The following is a 14,873-nucleotide window of genomic DNA, read 5'->3' as shown; positions in this document are numbered from 1 at the left end:
CTCGATCACCGACCCGTGAACTTCGGGCTGCGCTTGTCCTTGAACGCGGCCAGCGCTTCGGGCATGTCCTCACCACGGGTGAGCAGCGCCTGACCCCGGTTCTCCAGTTCGAGCGCCGCGGCGTAGGACGACACCTCCATGTTCGCGTGCAGTGCGCGCTTCGACAGCTGCACGCCGGCAGGCGAATTCGCACAGATCAAGCGTGCCATCGACAGCGCCTCGTCGAGCAGCGACTCGGCGGGCACCACCGCATTCAGCAGCCCGAGCGACTCCGCCTCCACAGCTTCGATGAAGCGGCCCGTGTACGCGAACTCCGCGGCCCGCGCCGGACCGATCAACCGAGTCAGGTGCCAGGAAGCACCCAGGTCCCCGGCAGAAAGACCGATTCGCACGAACGCCGCGTTGAATCGCGCGGCCGGCGAACCGATCCGGATGTCGGCAGCCAGGGACAGCGACAGTCCTCCCCCGGCCGCCGCACCGTTGACCGCCGCGATCACCGGCACACGGATGCCGCGAATCGCCGAGAGCGCTCGCGCCGCCATTTCCTGCTGATCGAGCATCCCCATCGGCGTCAACGACGACAGCCCTTCGGCGTCGTCGAGATCGAACCCGCCACAGAACGCCTTACCGGCCCCGGTAAGAATGACCACACGCAGGCCATATTCGCGATCGAGTTGCAGCGCAACCTTTTCGAGTTCGACGAACATCGTGTTCGTCATCGAGTTCATTCGTTCGGGACGGTTCAACGTCACAACGGCGATCCCGGGTTCGGGTCGTTCGAGCGTGAACGTTTCCCATGTCGTCGGTTCGGTCACGTGTTCGCTCCTTCTTCGGTCCGGCGGTCCAGGTGGTCGCCGTGAGTAAGTGTGATCGGGTTGTCCTCGGCGGGGGCTTGTCGTACCGCACCGGAACGCAGCCAACGGTCGGTGCGGCCGGGGTCGATTCCCCAGTCGCTCAGGATCTCGAGGGTGTGCTCCCCCGGCGTCGGCGGACGGCGGTCCACCGCCGCCACCGAGCGGCTGAACCGGGGTGCAGGGGCTGGCTGCACGAGTCCGTCGACCTCGACGAAGGTTCCGCGTGCGACGTGGTGGGGATGCGACGACGCCTCGCCGATGTCGAGCACAGGCGCGATGCACGGTGTGCGTCCTTCGGCCGCCTCCAGCCACTCCGCGAGGGTGCGGCCCCGCACGGCGTCGGCGAACATCTTCTTCATCTGCGGCCATTGCGCGCGGTCGTTCTGATCCGGCAGGTCGCTGGGCAGGCCCAGCAGGGCTACGAGGTCGGCGTAGAAGTGCGGTTCGAGCGCGCCGACCGCGAGCCATTTGCCGTCGGCGGTCTCGTAGGCGTCGTAGAACGGTGCGCCGCTGTCGACGAGGTTTGTCCCGCGTTCACCGTTCCACGACCCGCTCTGCGAAAAGCCGAAGAACGGCGTCGCGAGCAGGGCGGCGCCCTCCACCATCGACGCATCGATCACCTGCCCGCTGCCAGAGCGCTGTCTCTCGAAGAGCGCGGACAACACGCCCAAGGCGAGAAGCATTCCGCCGCCGCCGAAGTCACCGATCAGGCTGAGCGGCGGGGTCGGTGGCTGGCCGCGGCGTCCGATCAGCGACAGGGCGCCGCTGAGTGCCACGTAATTGATGTCGTGACCCACGTGCTGCGCCAGCGGGCCGTCCTGCCCGAAGCCCGTCATGCGACCGTAGATCAGCCGCGGATTGCGCTCGGCGCACTCGTCCGGTCCGATCCCGAGCCGCTCGGTGACGCCGGGGCGGAAACCTTCGATCAGCACGTCGGCATCCGTCACGAGCGACAGCACCGCCTCCACCCCATCCGGGTGCTTGAGATCGACGGCAAGCGACCGGCGTCCCCGGTGCAGCAGTTCCGTGCGGAAATCCGCGTTCGGCCCGACCAGCCCCGCTCCGGTCGCACGGTCGACCCGCACCACATCGGCACCGAGATCGGCCAGCAGCATGGCGCAGAACGGACCCGGGCCGATCGAGCCGATCTCGACCACCTTCAAACCCGCCAACGGGCCTGTGAACGAGCGTTTCGTGCCGTCCTGCGCCACTGCTGCACCTTCCCCACTTTGGTCCGATGATAATACCTTCGATTGGTCCACGCGAGACTGTCCGAACCGCTCGGACACGCTCCCGATCAGTCACGGACCATCGTCGTCGCCTCCCCCGACCGGTCGGCAGCGCGCAGACCCCGAGGACGAGCCTGCGCACTCACCACCAGCACGACGGACAACAGGACCACCACGCCTCCGACGACCAGCGCAGGAGTGACCGGCTCGGACAGCACGACCGCCCCGAGAGCGACAGCCACCACCGGATTCACATAGGTGTGGGTGGCCACCAGCGGAAGCGGTGCATGAACCAGCAGCCACGCATACGCGGTGAATCCGACGATCGACCCGAAGACCACGAGATAGCCGAACGCTCCCCAGGCCCGCAGACCCACGTCACCCGAGAACCGCTCGCCGGTGACGACCGAAGCCAGCAGCATCGCCACCCCGGCCGCCACGAGCTGGTACATCGCACTGACATACACGTCCCGCGGGAGCGGGATCCTCGGCTGGACCCAGGACCCGAACGACCACGAAAGACTCGACAGCACGATGACCCCCATACCGACCAGCGGGAGGTTCGAACCCGTGCTGCCGGCCGACAGGAGCAATACGGCCAGGCCGACCAGCCCCACCCCGACTCCGGCCAGCTCGAGCGGGCGCGGGCGTTCTCCGGACAGGGCACGGTAGATGCAGATCCACACGGGCACCATCGCCGAGGGTGCCGATCGACGACCAGAGACAGGGCGAGCGCGATCGAACCGCGCCCGGCGGGCCCGGACGACACGGCGCTCAGGCGAAGCGCGGGGTGCGCTTCTCGAGGAACGCGGTGATGCCCTCCTTCGCCTCCCCGCTCTCGAAGAGTTCCTGCTCCTGAGCAACCTCGAAGCGGAAACCCTCCTCGAGTGGAGTGTCGAAGGCGGCGTCGACGGTGCGGATGACGGCACGCTGCGCGGGCAACGACATCGTGCAGAGCTCGGCCGCGAGGGCGAGCGCCGCATCCGTCGCGCCGCCGGCCTCGACGAGCCGATCGATCAAACCGATCGCATGGGCCTCGTCCGCGGGAACCTGCCGAGCGGTCAGCATGATGTCGAGTGCCCGGCCACGTCCCACGAGCCGCGGAAGACGTTGGGTGCCACCGGCTCCCGGGATGAGGCCCAGCTTGACCTCGGGAAGCCCGAACTTCGCATCCGCACCCCCGACCCGCAGGGTGCAGGCCATCGCGAGTTCGAGACCGCCCCCGAGCGCGAGACCGTCCACCGCGGCGATCGTGATCCGGTCGGCGGACGCGAGCCGGTCGAGCGCCCCGCGGAGTCGATCACCGTAGGCGGTGAACGATTCCGCGTCCACGGCCGACATGTGCTTGATGTCCGCCCCTGCGGCGAAGAAACCGGGGATATCCGACCGGACGACAATAACTTTCACCGAACCGTCGGCATCGGCGGCGTCCAGTGCCGCGTTCAGGCCATCGATGATCGGCAGGCCGAGGGCGTTCGCGGGCCTGCGCTGGAGCGTGATCGTCATGACGCCGGCGTCGACGTCACTCCATGTCACTGCGGGCGTAGCGGTTTCCGACATGCACACCATCCTGTCCGGTCCAACAATGATGCAACAATACTAATTATTGGACCGAAATGGAAGGTCATGGTCGGCGTGGGAACTTTTCGAACTCCGGCCGGCGCTTCGCCTTGTACGCCTCCCGCCCCTCCTTGGCCTCGTCCGTCGAGTAGAACAGCAGATTCGCATCGTGCGCGAGCTGCTGAATCCCGGCCATCCCGTCCTCCGCCGCATTGAAACTCGCCTTCATCAGGCGCAGCGCGAAGGGGGAAAGCTCGAGCATCTCGCGGCACCACTGGACGGTTTCGCGCTCGAGGTCGGCCAACGGCACCACCGTGTTGACCAACCCCATCTCCAGAGCCTGCCGAGCGTCGTACTGCCGGCACAGGAACCAGATCTCCTTGGCCTTCTTCACCCCGACCAACTCCGCGAGCAGACCCGCACCGTACCCGCCGTCGAACGACCCGACCTTGGGACCGACCTGACCGAAGCGGGCATTGTCCGCGGCAATCGTCAGATCGCACACCAGATGCAGGATGTGCCCGCCACCGATGGCATAGCCGGCGACCATGGCCACCACCGGCTTCGGCAGTCGGCGGATCTGGATCTGCAGGTCGGTGACATGGAACCGACCGACACTGCCCGCCTTGCCGGGCTCGGTGAGGTAGCCGGTGTCGCCGCGCACCCGCTGGTCACCTCCCGAGCAGAACGCATCGGGCCCCTCTCCGGTCAGCACGATGGCACCGATCGAGGAATCCTCACGAGCATCGACCAACGCGTCGGAGATCTCCATCAACGTCTGGGGGCGGAACGCGTTGCGCACCTCGGGACGGCAGATCGTGATCTTGGCGATCCCGTCGCCGCTGTGTTCGTACCGAATATCCTCGTACTCTCCGATCGGCGTCCACTTCACGAAATCCGTTGTATCGCAATTGTTCGTCATGTCTCGATCATAGGCTCTTCCGAGAACGATCGTTAACAGACCGCAACGCACGACAGCGCGGCCGGAGAGGTTTCCGGACCGCGCTGTCGAGTGGGAACCGACCGATGACGATCAGGCCATCGTCAGGCCACCACTGACGGACAAGGTCTGGCCGGTGACGAATTCCGCCTCGTCGGAGGCGAAGAACGCCACGGCAGCGCCGATGTCGGTGGCCTTGCCGAGCCGCTTCATCGGCACCGCGCGGGTCATGCCGGCGATCACCTTGTCGGCTTCCTGGCCGGAATTGTCGGCGAACTTGCGCAGCGCCGGGGTATCCGTCGGGCCGGGGCACACCGTATTGGCGGTGACGCCCTTCGTGGCGACCTCACGAGCGAGGGTCTTGGTGAACGCGATGATGCCACCCTTGGCACCCGAGTACACCGCTTCGAGCGAGGATCCGACGCGTCCGGCGTCCGAACCGATATTGATGACGCGCCCCCAGCCCCGCTCGACCATGCCCGGCAGGGTCGCCTGGATGACCCGCAGCTGACCCTTGAAGTTGATCTCGAGGATCCGGTCCCAGAACGCCTCGTCCGTCTTCAGGAACGGCATGAAATCGTCCCACCCGGCATTGTTGACGACGATCTCGACCGGACCGAACTGCTCGGCGACCTGCTTGACCGCCGCCTGCACGGACTCGGTGTCCGTCACGTCGACCGGGACGGCGATCGCCTGGCCACCGGCGTCGCGAATGGCGGCCGCGGTCTCCTCGGCGGCCTCGAGGTTGAGGTCGGCGACCGCGACGCGGAAGCCGGCTGCGCCCAGCGCATCGGAGATTCCCTTGCCGATACCCTGTGCACCGCCGGTCACGAATGCCACTCGATTGCTCATGTTCTTCTCCGTCTTTGTTGTGTACGTGATGGTTTCGGATATGACCGAAGCTTCAGTTCGTGGTCGCGGCCCATTCGATGGGGCCGGCGACGATCGAATGGCTCGTGAGCTTGCGGCCCAGAACGAGTTGGGCTTCGCGAGCTGCCTCGATGATGCGTCGCAGATCGAGCCCTGTCTCGACATCCATCTCGTGGAACATACTCACCAGGTCCTCGGTGGCGATGTTGCCGGTCGAACCCACCGGAACGGGGCAACCGCCCAGTTCCCCGAAGCTCGACTCGAAACTCGCGCATCCCGCCTCGAGCGCGGCGAATGCGTTCGCGAGACCCTGGCCGCGGGTGTTGTGGAAGTGCGCGGTGACCTCGACCCCGGGCAGGCGTTCGCTGGCCGCGGCGAAGAACTCCGAAGCATAGGCCGGATTGCACATGCCGGTGGTGTCGCCGAAACCGACCTCCGTGGCACCGGCTTCGGCGAATCGCTCCGCCAGGTCCAGCACCCGCTTCAGCTCCACCTTGCCCTCGAAGGGGCATCCGAACGACGTCGCAATGACCGCGGCGCAGTGCAGCCCCTCGGCGACGATCCGGCGAGCCATGATGTCGTTGTCCGCCATGGTTTCGTCGACGGTACGGTTGACGTTCTTCTTGTTGTGGGTTTCGGACGCGCTGACGAAGATCGCGACCTCGTGGAAGGTGTCGCGCACCTTCAGCGCGTTGTCCAGTCCCTTAGTGTTCGGCACGAGGACCATCAGCTTCACATCGTCGGGCACGTCGATGCGGCGGAGCACCTCCACCCCGTCCGACAGCTGCGGGATGACGTCGGGCCGCACGAAACTGGCGACCTCGATCCGCTTCAGGCCGGCGCGACCGAGGGCGTTGATCAGCCGCACCTTGTCGTCGGTCGGGATGGTCTCCGGCTCGTTCTGGAAGCCGTCGCGCGGACCGACTTCTCGGATCTGTACCCGTTGGGGACGCGTCATGGCGTTCACTCCTCGTTTCCGCTCGCTCCACTGCGAAGCAAGTCGTGCTCGGTCAATGCGATGTCCAGTTGCTCGCGATGCTCCGGGGCTGCGACCGCGATCATTCGCCGGGCCCGTTCCGCAAGGGAACATCCCCGCAGTTCGGCCACGCCGTGCTCGGTGACGACGTAGTCCACGTCGGCACGCGCCGTGGTGACGGACCCGAACTCGAGGGCCGGCTTGATCGACGAACGGCCGCGCGCGGTGGACCGAAGTGCGATGACCGAGCGCCCCCCGGTCATAGACGCAGCCCGGGAGAAGTCCACCTGTCCGCCGACCGCGCCGACGTAAGCGGCTCCGGCCCGCTCCGCTCCCACCTGCCCGGTGAGGTCGACCTCGATCGCGGAGTTTATCGACACGAGCGAGGTCAACTGCGAGAGCACTTGCGGCGCATGGGTATAGCTGACGGGACGGAAATCCACCGGCAGGTATGGCAGGCGTTCGTACAAGGTGGCCGTGCCGAGCGCCGCCCCGGTGATATGGCGGCCGATGTCGATCTGTTTGCGCGCCCCGGTGAGCACGCCCTTGTCGATCAACCGCAGCACCGCATCGGAGATCATGCCGGAGTGCAGGCCGAGGTCCCGATGTCCTTCCAGGGCCGCCAGCACCGCCGAAGGCAATGTGCCCACACCGATCTGGATGGTGTCGCCGTCCTCGACGAGGCCTGCGACGTGCCGGGCGATCGCCGTCTCGACGGCCTCGGGCTCACGGTCGGGCGCTTCGAGCAGCGGCCGGTCGGTTTCGACGACCGCCGCGAACCGCGACAGGGGGATCGCGGGTGCACCCTGGGTCCTGGGCATGCGCTGATTGATCTCGGCGATCAGGATGGGGGTGTGCTCGAGTGCGTCGGCGATGTAGTCGACGCCGACGCCGAGCGAGCAGTTGCCGTCGGCGTCGGGAGGGGCGACCTGCACGAACCCGACGTCGCATGGCAGGCGGTGCTCGGCGAACAGTCGGGGCAGTGCCCCGAAGTGACAGGGCACGACCTCGAGCCGGTCCCGTCGGCTGAGCCGGCGGAGTTCCCCGAGCCCGCCGTAGGAGACGACGGACAACTCGTCCGGGGTCCGATCGGCGAGTCGGCGGTCCCAGGTCAGGCCCACGAACGCCCGGACCGCGCCGATCGACGGGAGCTGGTCGAGCAGAGCGTGGACGAGCGGGGTGGGTTCCGCACTCGTTTGGCTCCACCAGATTCCGTCGCCGGCCCGGACATGGGGCGTGAGGTCGATCATCAGTCGATCCGCTGGATCAGTGTGGCGGTCCCGAGTCCGCCACCACAGCACATGGTGACCAGCCCGATTTCGGCGTCGCGGCGTTCGAGTTCGGCGACGACCGTCGCGATGAGCCGGGCGCCGGTGGCACCGACCGGGTGTCCGAGCGCGATCGCACCACCGTTGACGTTGACCCGGTCCATGTCGGGCTTGAGTTCGCGTTCCCAGGCCAGGACAACGGAACTGAACGCTTCGTTGATCTCGAACAGATCGATGTCGTCGATCGTCATCCCGTTGCGGTCGAGCAACTTCCGGGTCGCCGGTATCGGGCCGGTGAGCATGATGATCGGGTCGACTCCGACCGTGGTCTGGTCGAGGATCCGGGCGCGGGCGCGCAGACCGTGGGTCTCGACCGCGTCCCGGGAGGCGAGCAGGACACCGGCTGCGCCGTCCGAGATCGGCGAGGAACTGCCGGCGGTGATCCGGCCGTTCTCCCGAAACGCGGTCTTCAGGCCGGCCAGGGTGTCCAGGCTCGTGCCGGGCCGGACGGTCTGGTCGGTTCTGCGGACTTCGCCGTCGAGTTCGAGGGGGATCATCTCTTCGTCGAACCGCCCGGCCTCGATGGCCTCGGTAGCCAGGCGGTGGGATCGGACGGCGAATTCGTCCATCTCCTGCCGGGTGATGCTCCACCGGTCGGCAATGAGCTCGGCGCTCTCGCCCTGGTGCACGAAGTCGTACTTCTCGCGCAGCTCGGCCGGCCACGGGTCGCCGTAGAGTTCGGAGATTTTGGCTGGGGAGTTGATCGGCACGTGGCCCATGTGCTCGACACCGCCAGCGATGACCAGGTCGTGCGTGCCGGAGCCGACGAGGGCGGCACCCATCTCGACCGCGGTCTGTGCGGAGCCGCAGCGGCGGTCGAGGACGACGGCCGGTACCTCGGGTGGGTACCCGGCCTGCAGCCATGCGTTGCGCCCGATGTTGCGGGACTGTTCACCGAAGGGTGCGGTGCAACCGACGACGAGGTCCTCCACCGCTGCCGGCGCCAGGCCGCTGCGGCGGATCAGATCCGTGTAGACCGCGCCGAGCATCTCGTTCGGATGTGTATCCCGGAACCACCCGCGTTCGGGGTGGGATCGGCCCATCGGGGTGCGAGCCGCTTCGGCGATGATCACCTCGCGCGCGGAGCGCCGGAAGGGGTTGGTCGTTTCGGTCATCAGATCACCGTTCCACCGTCGACGGGCAGCACCTGGCCCGTGATGTACGAGGCGCCGTCGGAGGCGAAGAATACGAAGCTGGCCGAGATCTCGTTCGGCTCGGCCCAGCGCCTCAGAGCGACACGCTCGAGGGTCTTGGCCGCGAGCTTGTCGTTGCTGCGGATGTTCTCGGTCATCGGCGTGGCTGCAAGGGGCGCAATGGCATTGACGGTGACCTGCTTGCGGGCGAGCTCGCGGGCCAGTGACTTGGTCAGACCGATGATGCCCGCCTTGGCTGCCCCGTAGTTGGCCTGGCCGATGGTGCCTTGCAGGCCGGCGGCGGAGGTGACGTTGATGATGCGCCCGGTGCCGTCCTCCGGCAGGTAGGGCAGGACGGCCTTGCTGCACACGTAGCTGCCGACGAGGTGGATGTCGACGATGCGGCGGAAGTCGTCTTCCTCGAGATTCGGGAACATTGCGGGTGCGATGGCCCCGGCGTTGTTGACGAGGATGTGGACGGTGCCGCCACCGAGTGCGGCGGCCTGTTCTGCCGCCGCGGCGGCCTGGGCGGCGTCGCGGACGTCGAGTACGGCGGCCTTGGCGGTACCGCCGGCGGCGGTGATCTCCGCGGCCACGGCGGCGGCTGCGTCCTCGTTGACATCGGTGACGAGGACCGCAGCGCCGGCGGCGGCGTACGCGTGCGCCACGGAGGCACCGATGCCGCTGCCCGCGCCGGTCACGAGGGCGGATCTTCCGGTGAGTTCGAACATCAGTAGCTCCTGGGAAGGCCGAGCACGTGCTCGCCGAGGTAGTTGAGAACCATTTCCTGGCTCAGCGGTGCAATGCGGGTCAGGCGCGCCTCACGGAAGTAGCGCGCGACGTGGTATTCCTCCGAGTAGCCCATGCCGCCGTGGGTCTGCAGTGCGCGGTCGGCGGCCTGGAATCCGGCGTCGGCGCACAGATACTTGGCCATGTTGGCCTCGCGGGCACAGGGGCGGCCGTTGTCGTAGAGCCAGGTCGCCTTGCGCAGGACGAGTTCGGCGGCGTCTAGGTGAGCGAGGGAGTCCGCGAGGGGGAACTGGATGCCCTGGTTCATGCCGATCGGTCGGCCGAATACCTCACGGTCGGTGGCGTATTGGGTGGCGCGGCGCAGGGCCGCGCGGCCGATGCCGAGCGCCTCGGAGGCGACGAGCATCCGTTCCGGGTTGAGTCCGTCGAGGATGTACTTGAAGCCTTTGCCCTCTTCGCCGACCCGATCCTCGACAGGGATCTCGAGTCCGTCGATGAACAGCTCGTTGGAGGTGACGGCGTTGCGGCCCATCTTCTTGATGGGCCGGATCTCGACCTTCGAGCGGTCCAGGTCGGTGAGGAAGAGCGTGAGGCCGTCGGTCTTCTTCTGCACGTCCTCGAACTTGGTGGTGCGGGTGAGCAGGAGGATCTTCTCCGACTCCATTGCCTTCGAGATCCACACCTTGCGGCCGTTGACGATGTACTTGTCGCCATCACGCCGCGCGAACGTGGTGATCTTGGTGGTGTCCAGGCCCGCGCCGGGCTCGGTGACCCCGAAGCACACATGCAGGTCGCCGTTGACGATGCGCGGCAGGGTGCGCTGCTTGAGTTCTTCGGAGCCGTGCACGATCACCGGGTGCATGCCGAAGATCGACAGGTGCATCGAGCTCGCGCCGTTCATCCCGGCGCCCGAGGCGGCGACCTCCTGCAGCAGGATCGAGGCCTCGGTGATGCCCAGCCCGTGTCCGCCGTACTCCTCGGGGGTGGTGATGCCCAGCCAGCCGCCCTTGGCGAAAGCGTCGTAGAACTCGGTGGGGAATTCGTGCGCGGCATCCTTTTCCACCCAATACTGCTCGTCGAACTTGCCGGCGAGTTCTCGTACCGCATCTCGGATCGTTGCCTGATCCTCGGTCAGATCGAAGTCCACAACACAATCCCGTCGTCGTCGCTAACGTTTGGACTTAAGTTACTAAAGGACAGACCATTTAGTCAACGGTGGTCATCCAGCCGCCGGCAGAAGAGGCAACTCCCGGGCAATACGCTCGTTCCACACCTCCGGGCTGCCGAACAGCTTCTCGTCGAGCTTGGCGCGCTTGTAGAACAGCTGCAGGTCGTGCTCCCACGTGTAGCCGATGGCACCGTGCATCACGAGTGCGCTGTCGGCGGCCTGGACGGCACTGCGGGTCACCTGCGCCTTCGCGATCGCCGCATGCGTTGCACACTCCTCGAGACCCAGATCCACGGACGCCGCGGCATAGTAGGCGATGGACCGAGCCGCCTCCACCGATACGAGAATCGTTGCGGCAGCGTGCTTCACTGCCTGGAAGGAACCGATCGGCACACCGAACTGGTGGCGCGTTCGGCTGTAGTCCACGGCCAATTGCAGCATCCGCTCCGTCGCGCCGAGCGCGTCCGCGGAGGCGAGCACGGCCGCGCGCAATCCCGCATCCGCCAGCGCGGCTGGCGCGTCGATGTCGAGGCGTTGCGCGACGACGTTCTCGAGCCGCACGTCCGCCGCACCCCGGGACGGATCGAGGAAGCGCCGCGGTGTGACCGTGAGGCCCGGGTCGCCGACCCGGACGAGGTAGAGGGCCACACCCTCGCCGCCCTCGGCGGGGACGACGAGCCGGGTGGCGCGTTCGGCGCCGAGCACGGCAGGCACGCGTCCGGTCAGCGCCCCTCGCTCGTCGACGCGCACGGCGTCGCGCAGCCCGAGGGGGCGACTGGAATCGACTGCCAGAGCTGCGAATTCGCCACCGGCGAGTACCGCCTCGGCGACATCGGGCGGTAACAGAGGGGCCGCGAGCACCGACGCGGTCCACGCGCTGGCCGGTGCGGCATGCCGTCCCAGCGCCTCGGCGGTCAGCGCGAGTTCGAGCAGACCGCCGCCCTGGCCGCCCACCTCTTCCGGCAGGCCGGCCGAAAACCATCCCTCGTCCACGAACCTGCGCTCGAACTCGGCGGGGTCGCCCGATTCACCCCACTTCCGGACGTTCGCGGGTGCCGCGAACCGTTCGAGCCAGCCGCCGAGGGTTTCGGTGAACATTTCTTGCTCTTCTGACAGCTCCCAACGCATGGAACTGGTCCTCTCGATGAGTCGGGGAATAGCCTGCAAGATGAATGCAGTAAGAATCCGATGGTATATTAGGTCTGACCGTTAGACCAGAGAAGGTGGGGGAGACATGACACCAGGCGCACCGAGCACGCCCCGCAACGGGCGTTCCTCCATCCAACTGACTCCGATGGAGGTCCCCAAAGCCTCGGACGTCCTCGCCAACGAGCTGCGCGAACGCATCCTCAGCGGGGAATACGCCGAAGGCACCCCCCTCCCCCCGGAACGCGAACTCGTCGTCCAGACGAAGATGAGCCGAACCACGGTCCGCGAGGCCCTGCGCATCCTCGAGGTACAGGGCCTGGTACGAATCAAAGCGGGACGCGCCGGCGGCGCCTTCGTCCAGCGACCCGGCGAACAGTCGATGGCCGACACCGTGGCCCTGCTCATCCGAGGACGCCAGATCCGCCTGAGCGCACTGCTCGAAACACGCGAGGCGATCGAACCGTTCTGCGCACAACTGGCCGCCCGCCATCGGACCGACGAAGATCTCGCCCGACTCGACGCCGCCAACGATGCCATCGCGGCCGCCGGCGACAAACTCGACGCATTCCTCCAGGCCAACGTCGACTGGCACATCGCCGTCGCCAGCGCGAGCCACAATGAGCTGATGTCGGGACTGATGATCTCGCTCTCCCGCGCCATCTACGCGGCCACCGAGAACGAAGGCTTCATCGACCAGAAGGTCCGCGATATCACCGTCCGGGCACACCGGTCGGTCACGAAGGCCATCCGCGACAAGGACGCCGACGCAGCACACCGGCGGATGGGCCGACACGTCCACTCCTACGCCGAATCCATCCGGGAGTTCGAAGAGCGCACCGACATTCCACTGGACCAGGAGCCCTGAGCGACGCGCATATCCGGGCTCGCGGAAGCCCCTCGCCGAACAGACACGATGGCCGCCCATACCGATTCGGTACGGGCGGCCATCGCATTACCTACCCCCGTCCGGCACCCGGCTCGACACCGGTCACCACGGCACGGATCTCCTCCACCGCCTCAGGGTTCTCGGCACCGGACAGGTCACCGGGATCAGTACCCAACGCTGCCGCCCGCACCGCGCGGCGCAAAATCTTCGCCGACCGCGTCTTCGGCAGACGCGACACTCGATGAACCACGCTGGGAGCAAACGGCTTACCCAACTCTGCGGCCACACGGGACACCAGCTCCCCCGAGATGTCCACCCCGTCCGCATCCGCGCGGGGCACCCAGAACGCCCAGACCGTTTCCCCCTTCTTCGGGTCCGGAACACCGACCGCAGCGGCCTCCGACACCGCCGGGTGCGCGGTCAGAACCGCCTCGACCTCCGCCGGGGCCAGGCGCTTGCCGGCCACGTTCATGACGTCGTCGGACCGGCCCCGGATGTACCACTGTCCGTCGCTGTCGACCAGCGCATAGTCTCCGTGCCGCCACATACCGGGGAACGTCGACCAGTACGCGTCGAGATACCGCTCCTCGTCCTTCCACACCCCCCGGGTCATCGACGGCCACGGCTGCCGGCACACCAACTCACCCTGCTCACCGCGCAGCGACCGTCCCGCGTCGTCGACGACGTCCACATCCATACCCAGCGACGGACCACCCAGCGAGCAACTCCGGATCGGTTGCACCGGATACGGTGCGAGGAACGATCCGCCCACCTCGGTACCGCCGGAGAAATTGATGATCGGGACACGGCCGCCGAACACCTCACGCGCGAGCCACTCGTACGAGTCCGGATCCCACGGCTCCCCGGTCGAGCCGATCGTGTGCACCGAGGACAAGTCGTACCGCGCGGCAACATCACTGGCCTGCCCACGCAGCGTCCGGACGAGGGTCGGAGAAACACCCAGCATCGTCACCCGATGCCGTTCGGTCAACTGCCACAACCGGTCCCGATCCGGAACGTCCGGCGAGCCCTCGTACAGCAGCAGCGTCCCACCATTGGCATGCGTGCCGACAATCGACAACGGACCCATGATCCAGCCCATATCGGTGATCCAGCAGAACACCCCGCCCGGTTTCAGATCGAACGAGTACGCCACCTCGCTCGCCGTCTTCACCAGGAACCCGGCGTGGGTATGGACCGCACCCTTGGGCTTGCCCGTCGTACCGGACGTGTAGGCCAGCGCGAACGGCTCGGAGGCGTCCATCCCCTCGATCGGAACTGTGCCCCCGCCCGCGAGCAACCCGGCCCACGAAATCTCGTGTCCACCCGATCCCGTTCCGGTACCGAGGTTGTCGACCACGACCACCGACTGCACCGTGGGGCAGGTCTTCAGAGCCTCGTCGAGGGCCGGCTTCATCGCGATCGACTTGCCTCGGCGTACGGTGCCGTCCGCGACGACCACCACTTTCGCATCGGCGTCCTGAATGCGGGACGCGATCGCGCTGGGAGCAAACCCCGAGAAGAGCGGCACGAGAACCGCACCGAGCCGGGCGACTGCGTACACCGACACGACCGCCTCGGGAATCATCGGCAGAAACAAGGCGACAGCATCGCCCCGGCCCACCCCCAACTCTCGCAGTCCGGCGGCCGCACGCTCCACCTCCGCGTCCAACTCGCGATACGTCGACGTGCGGACAGTTCCGTCCTCCGCCTCGTGCACGACGGCGAGCCGATCGGCCGCCCCCGGATCGGCGACCCAGCGCTGCAGGCACGCATCGACGACGTTCGTCCGTCCGCCGACGAACCAGTCGGGATGCTCGATGCCGCGGGAGGTATCGAGCACCTCGCGGTACGGCACCTGGAACGGCAGCCCGAGATCACGGACCACCGCATCCCAGTACCACCGCACGTCGGCGACGGACCGGGTACGCAACTCGTCGAGACCGCCGAGACCGTGCGCGCGAGCGAGCCGCGTTACGTTGGCGTTGTCGACATAGTCGGCAGTGGGGATCCACGTGTAGTCGGACATT

14 protein-coding genes are annotated in these 14,873 nt (G+C 67.1%); 1 reads left to right on the top strand and 13 read right to left on the bottom strand.

Annotated elements, in window-relative coordinates; genetic code table 11:
- Window positions 1-5: 5 nt before the first annotated feature.
- The 12 genes from ACN675_RS02665 to ACN675_RS02610 form a co-directional block, all read right to left on the bottom strand.
- The gene (locus ACN675_RS02665) at window positions 6-815 is read right to left on the bottom strand and encodes an enoyl-CoA hydratase/isomerase family protein (protein ID WP_248674055.1); all 810 of its coding nucleotides are present in this window, start codon (window positions 813-815) and stop codon (window positions 6-8) included.
- The gene (locus tag ACN675_RS02660) at window positions 812-2,065 is read right to left on the bottom strand and encodes a CaiB/BaiF CoA-transferase family protein (protein ID WP_308200792.1); all 1,254 of its coding nucleotides are present in this window, start codon (window positions 2,063-2,065) and stop codon (window positions 812-814) included. The genes ACN675_RS02665 and ACN675_RS02660 overlap by 4 nt, the downstream gene beginning before the upstream one ends.
- Before the next feature lie 86 nt (window positions 2,066-2,151).
- Complete coding sequence (locus ACN675_RS02655) at window positions 2,152-2,775, bottom strand: EamA family transporter (protein WP_420749414.1); 624 nt, start codon at window positions 2,773-2,775, stop codon at window positions 2,152-2,154.
- A gap of 82 nt (window positions 2,776-2,857) precedes the next feature.
- Window positions 2,858-3,643 (bottom strand): enoyl-CoA hydratase/isomerase family protein, encoded by a 786-nt coding sequence (locus ACN675_RS02650; RefSeq protein ID WP_248674053.1) that lies wholly within the window; start codon window positions 3,641-3,643, stop codon window positions 2,858-2,860.
- Window positions 3,644-3,707: 64 nt separating this feature from the next.
- A complete protein-coding gene (menB, locus tag ACN675_RS02645) occupies window positions 3,708-4,565 on the bottom strand; it encodes a 1,4-dihydroxy-2-naphthoyl-CoA synthase (RefSeq protein WP_248674052.1) in 858 nt (285 codons plus the stop codon).
- Window positions 4,566-4,676: 111 nt separating this feature from the next.
- Window positions 4,677-5,435, bottom strand: coding sequence for an SDR family NAD(P)-dependent oxidoreductase (locus ACN675_RS02640; protein ID WP_197250712.1), 759 nt, complete (start codon window positions 5,433-5,435; stop codon window positions 4,677-4,679).
- Between the two features lie 52 nt (window positions 5,436-5,487).
- Window positions 5,488-6,411 (bottom strand): hydroxymethylglutaryl-CoA lyase, encoded by a 924-nt coding sequence (locus ACN675_RS02635; protein ID WP_248674051.1) that lies wholly within the window; start codon window positions 6,409-6,411, stop codon window positions 5,488-5,490.
- Window positions 6,412-6,416: 5 nt separating this feature from the next.
- Window positions 6,417-7,679, bottom strand: a complete 1,263-nt coding sequence (locus tag ACN675_RS02630; protein WP_248674050.1) for an acetyl-CoA hydrolase/transferase family protein — start codon at window positions 7,677-7,679, stop codon at window positions 6,417-6,419.
- Entirely contained in the window at window positions 7,679-8,872 is a 1,194-nt protein-coding gene (locus ACN675_RS02625) for a thiolase family protein (RefSeq protein WP_248674049.1), read from the bottom strand. Before ACN675_RS02625 ends, ACN675_RS02630 begins: the two co-directional genes overlap by 1 nt.
- Entirely contained in the window at window positions 8,872-9,621 is a 750-nt protein-coding gene (locus ACN675_RS02620; RefSeq protein WP_248674048.1) for an SDR family NAD(P)-dependent oxidoreductase, read from the bottom strand. Before ACN675_RS02620 ends, ACN675_RS02625 begins: the two co-directional genes overlap by 1 nt.
- Window positions 9,621-10,787, bottom strand: coding sequence for an acyl-CoA dehydrogenase family protein (locus ACN675_RS02615; RefSeq protein WP_248674047.1), 1,167 nt, complete (start codon window positions 10,785-10,787; stop codon window positions 9,621-9,623). The genes ACN675_RS02620 and ACN675_RS02615 overlap by 1 nt, the downstream gene beginning before the upstream one ends.
- A 72-nt stretch (window positions 10,788-10,859) precedes the next feature.
- Entirely contained in the window at window positions 10,860-11,936 is a 1,077-nt protein-coding gene (locus ACN675_RS02610) for an acyl-CoA dehydrogenase family protein (RefSeq protein ID WP_248674046.1), read from the bottom strand.
- Window positions 11,937-12,102: 166 nt separating this feature from the next.
- Between ACN675_RS02610 and ACN675_RS02605 the strand changes: the two genes are divergently transcribed.
- On the top strand, window positions 12,103-12,822 hold the full coding sequence (locus tag ACN675_RS02605) for a FadR/GntR family transcriptional regulator (RefSeq protein WP_197250754.1): 720 nt from the start codon (window positions 12,103-12,105) through the stop codon (window positions 12,820-12,822).
- A gap of 91 nt (window positions 12,823-12,913) precedes the next feature.
- On the opposite strand, the gene ACN675_RS02600 is transcribed toward ACN675_RS02605, so the two are convergent.
- Window positions 12,914-14,872, bottom strand: coding sequence for an AMP-binding protein (locus ACN675_RS02600; RefSeq protein WP_248674045.1), 1,959 nt, complete (start codon window positions 14,870-14,872; stop codon window positions 12,914-12,916).
- Window position 14,873: the final 1 nt, after the last annotated feature.

Source organism: Rhodococcus sp. O3 (assembly GCF_048897285.1).
GTDB lineage: Bacteria > Actinomycetota > Actinomycetes > Mycobacteriales > Mycobacteriaceae > Rhodococcus.
This window is presented reverse-complemented; position numbering and strand designations above follow the sequence as displayed.

Bases quoted from the DNA above. Each gene is read 5' to 3' on its own strand.
- ACN675_RS02650 (WP_248674053.1), bottom strand. From the start codon at position 3,643: ATGTCGGAAACCGCTACGCCCGCAGTGACATGGAGTGACGTCGACGCC.
- menB (WP_248674052.1), bottom strand. From the start codon at position 4,565: ATGACGAACAATTGCGATACAACGGATTTCGTGAAGTGGACGCCGATC.
- ACN675_RS02640 (WP_197250712.1), bottom strand. From the start codon at position 5,435: ATGAGCAATCGAGTGGCATTCGTGACCGGCGGTGCACAGGGTATCGGC.
- ACN675_RS02635 (WP_248674051.1), bottom strand. From the start codon at position 6,411: ATGACGCGTCCCCAACGGGTACAGATCCGAGAAGTCGGTCCGCGCGAC.
- ACN675_RS02630 (WP_248674050.1), bottom strand. From the start codon at position 7,679: ATGATCGACCTCACGCCCCATGTCCGGGCCGGCGACGGAATCTGGTGG.
- ACN675_RS02625 (WP_248674049.1), bottom strand. From the start codon at position 8,872: ATGACCGAAACGACCAACCCCTTCCGGCGCTCCGCGCGCGAGGTGATC.
- ACN675_RS02620 (WP_248674048.1), bottom strand. From the start codon at position 9,621: ATGTTCGAACTCACCGGAAGATCCGCCCTCGTGACCGGCGCGGGCAGC.
- ACN675_RS02610 (WP_248674046.1), bottom strand. From the start codon at position 11,936: ATGCGTTGGGAGCTGTCAGAAGAGCAAGAAATGTTCACCGAAACCCTC.
- ACN675_RS02605 (WP_197250754.1), top strand. From the start codon at position 12,103: ATGGAGGTCCCCAAAGCCTCGGACGTCCTCGCCAACGAGCTGCGCGAA.
- ACN675_RS02600 (WP_248674045.1), bottom strand. From the start codon at position 14,872: ATGTCCGACTACACGTGGATCCCCACTGCCGACTATGTCGACAACGCC.